This is a genomic window from Pseudophaeobacter sp. (assembly GCF_039971195.1).
Classification (GTDB): domain Bacteria; phylum Pseudomonadota; class Alphaproteobacteria; order Rhodobacterales; family Rhodobacteraceae; genus Pseudophaeobacter.
Window position 1 is genome coordinate 1 of record NZ_JBDWPJ010000209.1, and the last position, 7,884, is coordinate 7,884.

At 58.5% G+C, this 7,884-nt stretch carries 11 protein-coding genes; 7 read left to right on the forward strand and 4 right to left on the reverse strand.

Annotated elements, in window-relative coordinates; genetic code table 11:
* The 4 genes from ABJP42_RS17910 to ABJP42_RS17925 all read left to right on the forward strand — a co-directional run.
* Nucleotides 1–248 (forward strand): 2-C-methyl-D-erythritol 2,4-cyclodiphosphate synthase (locus ABJP42_RS17910; RefSeq protein ID WP_348342811.1); only part of this gene is annotated, 248 nt, incomplete at its 5' end.
* The gene (locus ABJP42_RS17915) at nt 245–742 is read left to right on the forward strand and encodes a phosphatidylglycerophosphatase A family protein (RefSeq protein ID WP_348342813.1); all 498 of its coding nucleotides are present in this window, start codon (nt 245–247) and stop codon (nt 740–742) included. The genes ABJP42_RS17910 and ABJP42_RS17915, both read left to right, overlap by 4 nt.
* Entirely contained in the window at nt 739–1,278 is a 540-nt protein-coding gene (locus ABJP42_RS17920; RefSeq protein ID WP_348342815.1) for a CinA family protein, read from the forward strand. Before ABJP42_RS17915 ends, ABJP42_RS17920 begins: the two co-directional genes overlap by 4 nt.
* Nucleotides 1,279–1,412: 134 nt before the next feature.
* On the forward strand, nt 1,413–2,594 hold the full coding sequence (locus ABJP42_RS17925; RefSeq protein ID WP_348342816.1) for an ammonium transporter: 1,182 nt from the start codon (nt 1,413–1,415) through the stop codon (nt 2,592–2,594).
* 135 nt (nt 2,595–2,729) lie between these two features.
* Here ABJP42_RS17925 and ABJP42_RS17930 read toward each other — a convergent pair whose 3' ends face one another.
* A complete protein-coding gene (locus ABJP42_RS17930; protein WP_348342818.1) occupies nt 2,730–4,022 on the reverse strand; it encodes an MmgE/PrpD family protein in 1,293 nt (430 codons plus the stop codon).
* 27 nt (nt 4,023–4,049) lie between these two features.
* Entirely contained in the window at nt 4,050–4,496 is a 447-nt protein-coding gene (locus ABJP42_RS17935; RefSeq protein ID WP_348342820.1) for a type II toxin-antitoxin system RatA family toxin, read from the reverse strand.
* A gap of 76 nt (nt 4,497–4,572) precedes the next feature.
* On the opposite strand from ABJP42_RS17935, the gene hpt reads away from it, so the two are divergent.
* Together hpt and ABJP42_RS17945 are read left to right on the forward strand one after the other, a co-directional pair.
* Nucleotides 4,573–5,118 (forward strand): hypoxanthine phosphoribosyltransferase, encoded by a 546-nt coding sequence (gene hpt / locus ABJP42_RS17940; RefSeq protein ID WP_348342822.1) that lies wholly within the window; start codon nt 4,573–4,575, stop codon nt 5,116–5,118.
* Nucleotides 5,119–5,166: 48 nt separating this feature from the next.
* The gene (locus ABJP42_RS17945; RefSeq protein WP_348342824.1) at nt 5,167–5,547 is read left to right on the forward strand and encodes a GFA family protein; all 381 of its coding nucleotides are present in this window, start codon (nt 5,167–5,169) and stop codon (nt 5,545–5,547) included.
* A gap of 67 nt (nt 5,548–5,614) precedes the next feature.
* On the opposite strand, the gene lipA is transcribed toward ABJP42_RS17945, so the two are convergent.
* On the reverse strand, nt 5,615–6,568 hold the full coding sequence (gene lipA / locus ABJP42_RS17950) for a lipoyl synthase (protein WP_348342826.1): 954 nt from the start codon (nt 6,566–6,568) through the stop codon (nt 5,615–5,617).
* Between the two features lie 332 nt (nt 6,569–6,900).
* Between lipA and ABJP42_RS17955 the strand changes: the two genes are divergently transcribed.
* Nucleotides 6,901–7,449, forward strand: a complete 549-nt coding sequence (locus ABJP42_RS17955; protein WP_348342828.1) for a peroxiredoxin — start codon at nt 6,901–6,903, stop codon at nt 7,447–7,449.
* Between the two features lie 22 nt (nt 7,450–7,471).
* Here ABJP42_RS17955 and ABJP42_RS17960 read toward each other — a convergent pair.
* On the reverse strand, nt 7,472–7,884 hold a 413-nt coding region (locus ABJP42_RS17960), incomplete at its 5' end, for a LysR substrate-binding domain-containing protein (protein WP_348342830.1).

A 7,884-nucleotide genomic window follows, 5' to 3' on the forward strand; every position in this document is an offset into this window, starting at 1 on the left:
TCCTACGTCACGCCGCCGATCTGGCCCGCGACATGGGGTTTGTGATCTCCAATGTCGATTGCACCCTGGTTTGCGAATACCCAAAGGTCGGCCCCCATGCCGCCAAGATGCAGGAAGCCATGGCAGCGATCCTGCGACTAGATCCCACCCGTGTCTCGATCAAAGCCACAACCTCTGAACGACTGGGCTTTACCGGACGCGGTGAGGGCATTGCCTCAATCGCCACAGCCGCATTGGTGAAATCATGACCCCGGCAGCGCTAATTGCTACTGTAGGCGGTGTCGGCTACCTGCGCCCGGCCCCCGGCACCTGGGGCTCGCTTGCGGCCCTGCCCCTGGCCTATGGCATACATCAGGTCGGCGGCTTTCCGATGCTCATGGTGATGACCGTGCTCTGCATCGGTTTTGGCATCTGGGCAACAGAACAAATGACCAAGGGCCAGGCCAACCACGACCCGTCCGAAATCGTGATCGACGAGGTTGCCGGGCAATGGTTGGCGCTTTGGGCCATCTCCTATCCGGCCTGGTCCCACGACATTGCAATCTCGGCGCTTTGGCCCGGCTGGATCGCCGCCTTTGTGCTGTTTCGCCTGTTTGATATCGTCAAACCCGGCCCTGTGGGCTGGGCAGATCGCAAGGAAGGGCCCGTTGGCGTGATGATGGATGATGTCATCGCCGGAGTGTTTGCAGCTATAGGCGTCGCAGCGCTCGCAGGGTTTGCCCATGGGGTGCTGGGGTTATGAGCCAGCTGCAGGACGCGCCCTCTTCCCGTAAAGGCCCACCTGATGTGGCTGCGTTGGTTGCCCTTGCTGCCAAACTGGGGGTGACCATCGCCACCGCCGAAAGCTGCACTGGTGGCATGGTCGCGGCGGCGCTGACGGACATACCCGGCTCTTCTGCGGTGCTGGACCGGGGCTTTGTCACCTATTCCAATGCCGCCAAACAAGAAATGCTGGGGGTCACAGACACCTCCCTTGCCAACTATGGCGCTGTCAGCGAAGCGGTGGCCAAGGAAATGGCCTCTGGCGCGCTGCGGGCCGCCAGGGTTCAGCTGGCTGTGTCGATCACCGGAATCGCAGGCCCTGGCGGGTCTGAGCACAAGCCAGAGGGGCGGGTCAGTTTTGGTCTGGCGCAAACCGGTCAGCCCTGTCTGGTCGAGACCGTTGAGTTTGGCGCTTTGGGGCGTGAAAACGTCCGCGACCAGAGCTGCTCACATGCGCTGCTGCTGCTGCAGCGGGCGATTTTGCAAATTGAGCGCGATTTAAGCAAAACCCCCTAAGTTGCGCCCATTTTTTAATCGATTTTACAAAAGCACATGTTTTTGGCGCTTTTTGCCAAGGTGATGCTTTTTTCCTCACTCCAGATCAGGTCTGTGAGCCACCAACCACGCAAGCGGGATGGAAGGATGACCCCATGAATGGAGCTGATACAGCTTGGATCATTGTAGCAACGGCCCTAGTGCTGTTTATGACATTGCCGGGGCTTGCCCTGTTTTACGGCGGGCTGGTGCGCTCGCGAAATGTGCTCAGTGTCTTTATGCAATGCTACGCAATTGCCTGTTTGATGAGCATTCTGTGGCTCGCCTTTGGCTACACCATCGCCTTTGGCCCCGGTGAGAGCGGCTATTGGGGCGGCCTGGATAAGATGTTCCTCAATGGCGTCACCGCCGAGAGCCTGAGCGGCACCCTGCCGGAAATCCTGTTCTTTGCCTTTCAGATGACCTTTGCCATCATCACCCCGGCGCTGATCGTCGGCGCCTATGTGGAGCGCGTTGGCTTTGGCTTTGTGCTGACCTTTTCGGGTCTGTGGATGCTCCTGTGCTATGCGCCAGTGGTTCACTGGATCTGGGGCGGTGGCATCATGGCCGATGATGGCATTTTTGGTGCGATCGGCGTCAAGGATTTTGCCGGTGGCATCGTTGTGCATGAAACCGCAGGTCTTGCAGCCCTGATCCTTGCCGTTTTCCTTGGCCCCCGAAAGAACCGTACCACCCCGCCGCATAACCCCGGCTATGTGGTCATTGGCGCGGCCATGCTTTGGGTCGGCTGGTTTGGCTTTAACGGCGGCTCGCAACTGGCCGCTGATGGTGGGGCTGCCATGGCGCTGACCGTCACCCATATCTCGGCTGCTGCCGCCTCGCTGACCTGGGCGCTTTGGGAGAAGATCAAATACGGCAAGGCTTCGGTTGTGGGTCTGGTCACCGGCACTATCGCAGGCCTCGCCTCGATCACTCCGGCCAGTGGTTTTGTTGGCCCCATTGAGGCCCTGATCATTGGTGCCGTCGCCGGTATCCTGTGTCAGGAAGCGGTCAATCTGATCCGCAACAAACTGAAGATCGACGACACGCTGGATGTCTTTGCCGTGCACGGTGTTGGCGGCATCTTTGGCACCATCATGATTGCTGCCTTTGGCCATGGTGCTTGGGTTGCCCAGCTGGGTGCGCTGGCCGTGGTGGGGATCTTCACCACCGTTGTCACCATCGCCCTGATCAAGATTGTCGGCGCCTTCACATCTTTGCGCGTTGATCTTGAAACCGAGACCAATGGGCTAGATATCTCTGTACATGGCGAGCGCGCCTACGACATGACCAGCTAACCGGTGACGCCTGCATAACAGCGGGCGTGCCTTTCGAATGCCACCACTCACGCGGCAAGGATGCATCGCTTTGCATCACACGGGCTTCCCTTTTTGGGGAGCCCGTTTTTTATCCTTGGTCAGGATCAAATTGCTTCAGAAATACTCCGCAAGGTCTGAAACAGCGGCCTCGCTTTGCAACAAAGACCACAGCTCGGTCACGCGCTCTGCTCCCAGCAGGGCTTCGGCCTTTGACAAAAGGCGCGCCTCGCGCACCTCATATTCAGTCGGGGCCTGCAAATCATGGCGGGCTTCCAGACGTCTGCCATCGCGGCGCACCAGGGAGATATCGGCCTCGGTTTCAGACAGGCCGTCATCCGCCTCCACATGGATCAGCTCGCGCAGGGCGGCAAGGCGCGGATCCCGGCATAGGGCGTCCGAATAGGTCTCCAGCCGGGCGGTATCCTTGCCAAGCGCCAGCATGGCCAGAACAGTCCGGTATGAGAACTTGGCGCCAAGCCCGGTCTCTGGCGCGATCTGATTGCACACCGTCATCCAACGCGGGTGGGTGCGCACCTTCAGGCTGGCGATCTCTGGCGCTGCCAGATCGAGGCTCCGCGCGGCCTCCAGTGCGGCATGCAGCCCGTGGCAACAGGCGTGAAATTTGTGACTGATGCTCTCAAACAGCCAGCTCTGCCCCAGTTCCTGCAGCGCCAGTTCGGTATTGCCTTCGCCGTGATGGGTGGCGCCAAACCCCAAAGCACTGTCCAGTGCCTCTCCATTGGCTTCAAACCCTGCCGCAATCAGTTCGACCACTTCCACCCCGGCAGTGGCCGCAAGCCCCGCGTTATAGGGTTTTCCCATGGTGCCAAACTGCGCCTTAAGCCCCGCAGCGCGGGTGGCACAAAGCCCCAGCGCCATCTGCATCTGTGCAACTGTAAGCCCCAGAAGCCGCCCCGCGGCTGCAGTAGCCCCAAAGGCGCCAGCGGTGGCGGTCTGGTGATAGCCGGTTTGGTAATGGCTGCGCCCCAGCCACAACCCCACCCGAATGGAGATCTCCATCCCCACCAGAGCGGCCTCCAGCACCTGCGGCAGGCTTTTCCCGTATTTCTCACCTACAGCAAAACCGGCCGAAAACACCGCTACCGATGGATGGCCGATATGGGCAAAATGCGTATCATCATAGTCCAGCGCATGAGAGGTGGTCCCATTCACCAGCGCCGCCATACGGGCAGGCACTTTCTGGCCGCCAAAGAGGTGGGCCTGTGTGGCCCCGGCCTCTGACAGGGCCTGGGCGTGTAAGATCTGAGAGACCGGCTCATCCGTGCCAGCAATGCCACAGGCCAGCCAATCCAGCGCCGAGAGCCGCACCATGCGCCGGGCGAGCCCAGTGGGGCGGATGTCGGAACTGGCAAAACGCGCCAATTGGGTCGTGAGGGTCTCGGTCATGGGACTTGGCTTCCTGTTCAGGGCAGCCTAGCCATAAAGCTCTGCCGCGCGGCGCTCGAAGGCTTTTACTATACGCTGCATCGCCTCGTTAAAGACAACCCCGATGATGCCCTGCAGCACCGCATTTTTGAACTCAAAATCCACATGGAATTTGACGTCACAGGTTCCATCGTCGCGCGGCGCAAAGCTCCAGTTCGACTTCATGTAGCGAAAGGGCCCATCGAGATATTCGGTGTCGATCTTCATCTCATCAGCAAACAGCGTTACCCGGCTGCCAAAGCGTTCGCGAAACACCTTGAAGGAAATCACCAGATCCGCCTCCATCACCTCAGCCGCACCCTGCTGGGTTTTGCTGCGGATACGGGCCGCGGCGCACCAGGGCAGGAACTTCGGGTACTGCGCCACATCGGCCACAAGCCCGTACATTTGCTCTGCCGTATAGGGCATTTGGCGGTTTTCTAAGTGAACTGGCATGGGTGACATCAATTTTCTTGCTATGATCGTGCCGCGTCATGTCCTATGAACGCGCGGGAAATTCAAGGGGTCAGCCATGACACAGCGTCCATATGTCATCGATGTGATGATTTCAGCCAAGACCATTGCAGCGCGCATCGAAGAACTTTGCGACGAAATCACAGAGGAATTTGGCAATACCGACAAGCTGGTTGTCGTCGGCCTTTTGCGCGGCAGTTTTGTCTTTATTGCTGATCTGGTGCGTGAGCTGGACCTCCCGATTGAGGTCGATTTCCTGGAAGCCTCTTCTTATGGAGACGATATGGAAAGCAGCCGTGAAGTACGTATTCTCAAAGACTTACGTGGCGCCATTGAAGGCCGGGATGTGCTGGTGGTTGAAGATATCGTCGACACCGGTCACACCCTGAACCATGTCACCAAACTGCTGGCGAGCCGCAAACCAGCGCGATTGAAATCCATCGCTTTGTTGGACAAACCCTCGCGCCGCGAAGTGGATTTCCGCTCGGATTGGATCGGATTTGAAATCCCGGACGAATTTGTTGTCGGCTATGGCATTGACTACGCACAGCGCAATCGCAACCTGCCCCATATCGGCAAGGTCCGTTTTACAGACGAGACCTAAAGCCCCGCACTCACGCCTCTTGCCCGCGCCCGAACTGGAGAAAGCCGGATGACGGATCATTCAGGAAGCTGCCTCTGTGGTGCTGTAACGCTCTCGGCGCAGGGCGCGCCTGACCGGGTGGGGCTGTGCCATTGTCGGGATTGCCGCAAACACCATGGTGCCCTGTTTCATGCCTCTGCCGTTTTTCAGGAGCAGGTCGTAACCGTGCTGGGAGAGACCAACAGCTATCAGGGCCGTCACTTCTGCCCTCGGTGCGGGTCCTCCGTCTATTCCTGCAGCCCAGGCGAGATCGAACTGCATCTGGGCATATTAGATCAGCCAGGCCGGCTGATCCCCAACTATGAGCTCTGGTGCCTTCGCCGCGCAGCCTGGCTGCCATCCTTCGCGGACATGCGACAATATCCACGCGACCGGGGCAACGCAGATTAAAAACGACAAGGCCCCCTATCTTGAGAATACACCACGAAATAGGGGCCCGTCACAGGACTAAGGATGGTTAGGCCAGGCCCAGCTTGGCATTGCGCGCGTCACGCAGGCGGGCAAAATCATCACCCGCATGATAGGATGAACGTGTGAGCGGCGTGGCTGAAACCATATGGAACCCCTTGCCATAGGCGGCTTTTTCATAGGATTTGAACTCATCCGGGGTGACAAAACGATCCAGCGCGTGGTGTTTGGGGGTCGGCTGCAAATACTGGCCGATGGTGAGGAAATCGATATCGGCGGCGCGCATGTCGTCCATCACCTGGCGCACGGCCTGTTCATCCTCACCCAGACCAACCATGATGCCGGATTTGGTGAACATTGATGGATCCAGCTCTTTCACCCGCTGCAACAGACGCAGGGAGTGGAAATAGCGCGCACCGGGGCGCACCTCGGGATACAGACCAGGCACCGTTTCCAGATTGTGATTGAACACATCGGGGCGCGCCTCGATGATCTGCTCAATGACCGCCATATCACATTTGATGAAATCCGGCGTCAGGATCTCAATGGTGGTCTTGGGGCTGCGGTGGCGCACCGCACGGATGGTCTGGGCAAAATGCTCTGCCCCGCCATCCTTGATGTCGTCCCGGTCGACCGAGGTGATCACAACGTGATTGAGCCCCAGTTTTTGCACCGCATGGGCCACCCGGCCGGGCTCAAAAGCGTCGAGATCTTCTGGTGGCTTACCGGTTGCGATATTGCAGAAGGTACAGGCGCGGGTGCAGACCTCGCCCATGATCATCATGGTAGCGTGGCCCTGGCTCCAGCACTCGCCCACATTGGGGCAACCTGCCTCTTCGCAGACCGTTACCAGCCCGTTGTCGCGCATGATCTTATGGGTTTCCGCATAGCCCTTGCCGCCGGGCGCCTTGACCCGGATCCAGCTGGGTTTCTTTGGCTGGGCATTGTCCGGGCGGTTTGCCTTTTCGGGGTGCCGTTGCTCGGGAATTTTGAGATCACGCATGGTGGGTCCGCTTCTGGCCTGTGTTCTTGGTGACTTGCAGTTTGAGTGACTTAACACGTTCATTCCTTGGCGTCACCGCGACAATGAGATAACCGCCTTGCAGGGGGCGCATAGCGGGGCAATTTAGCCGCATTTGGTTCAGAAACTCTTGCCATTCGCTCTGCACCTCTCAGGTTTATGCAAAGCTGGGTTTTTAGGCGATTAGCGCGTATTTTCAACTCTTTCGCCTGGGTTCCATGGCAGATTCACAACAGGGTACGGATGCGGTTGCACCCAATTTAGAACTATTATAAACGGCCTTCAGATTGGTTCATCATTCATGGAGTTGTAAGATGAAAGCTGGCGTGAAACTGCCCGACGTGACCTTTAAAACCCGCGTACGCGACGAAGCTGTTGGCGGTCCAAACCCGTTCCGCTGGGAAGACAAAAGCACCGCCGACTACTTTGCCGGTAAACGTGTTGTTCTGTTCTCCCTGCCCGGAGCCTTTACCCCCACATGCTCCACCTACCAGCTGCCCGGTTTTGAAAAAGGATTTGCTGATTTCAAAGCAGAAGGCATCGATGGCATCTACTGCATGTCCGTCAACGACAGCTTTGTGATGAACAAATGGGCCGAATCGCAGAACCTGGAAAACGTCGACGTCATTCCTGATGGCTCCGGTGAATTCACCCGTAAAATGGGCATGCTGGTCGCCAAGGACAACCTCGGCTTTGGCGCCCGCTCTTGGCGCTATGCCGCCATCGTCAAGGACGGTGTTGTTGAGGCCTGGTTCGAAGAGCCTGGCCTGTCTGACAACCACGGTGAGGACCCCTATGGTGAATCTTCGCCAGAAAACCTGATGAAGCATCTGCAGGCTACCAAAGAAACCGCTGCGGCATAAGGCTGGAGCGTTCCAGTTATACTCAAGGCTCGGGCGCGCCAATGGCGGGCCCGTAGTCTTTTTGGGCCTCGGCCAAGATGCCATGACCCGTGTGTCGCGCCACTGTTGCCAGGTCCTGAAACCAGCCCTCGCCTGAAGTACTTGCGCGACGCACCAAACCAATATGGCGCAGTGGCTGTGGTTCACTGAAGCGCTGAACGGACAGACCTTTTGCAGCGCTGCATTCAGCACCAACAGCGAGTTCCGGCATCATGGTCAGGCCAAAGCCTGCGGCCACCAGATGCGACAGCGTCGCCAGCGAGCCTGCCCCCATGTTAATCCCTGCGGCGGAGCGCGCAACTCCGCAAACCTCTAGCGCCTGATCGGTCAGGCAATGGCCATCCTCCAGCAACATCAGCTGCTCGGCTTCGATATCCTGCGGCCCGACACGGGGGT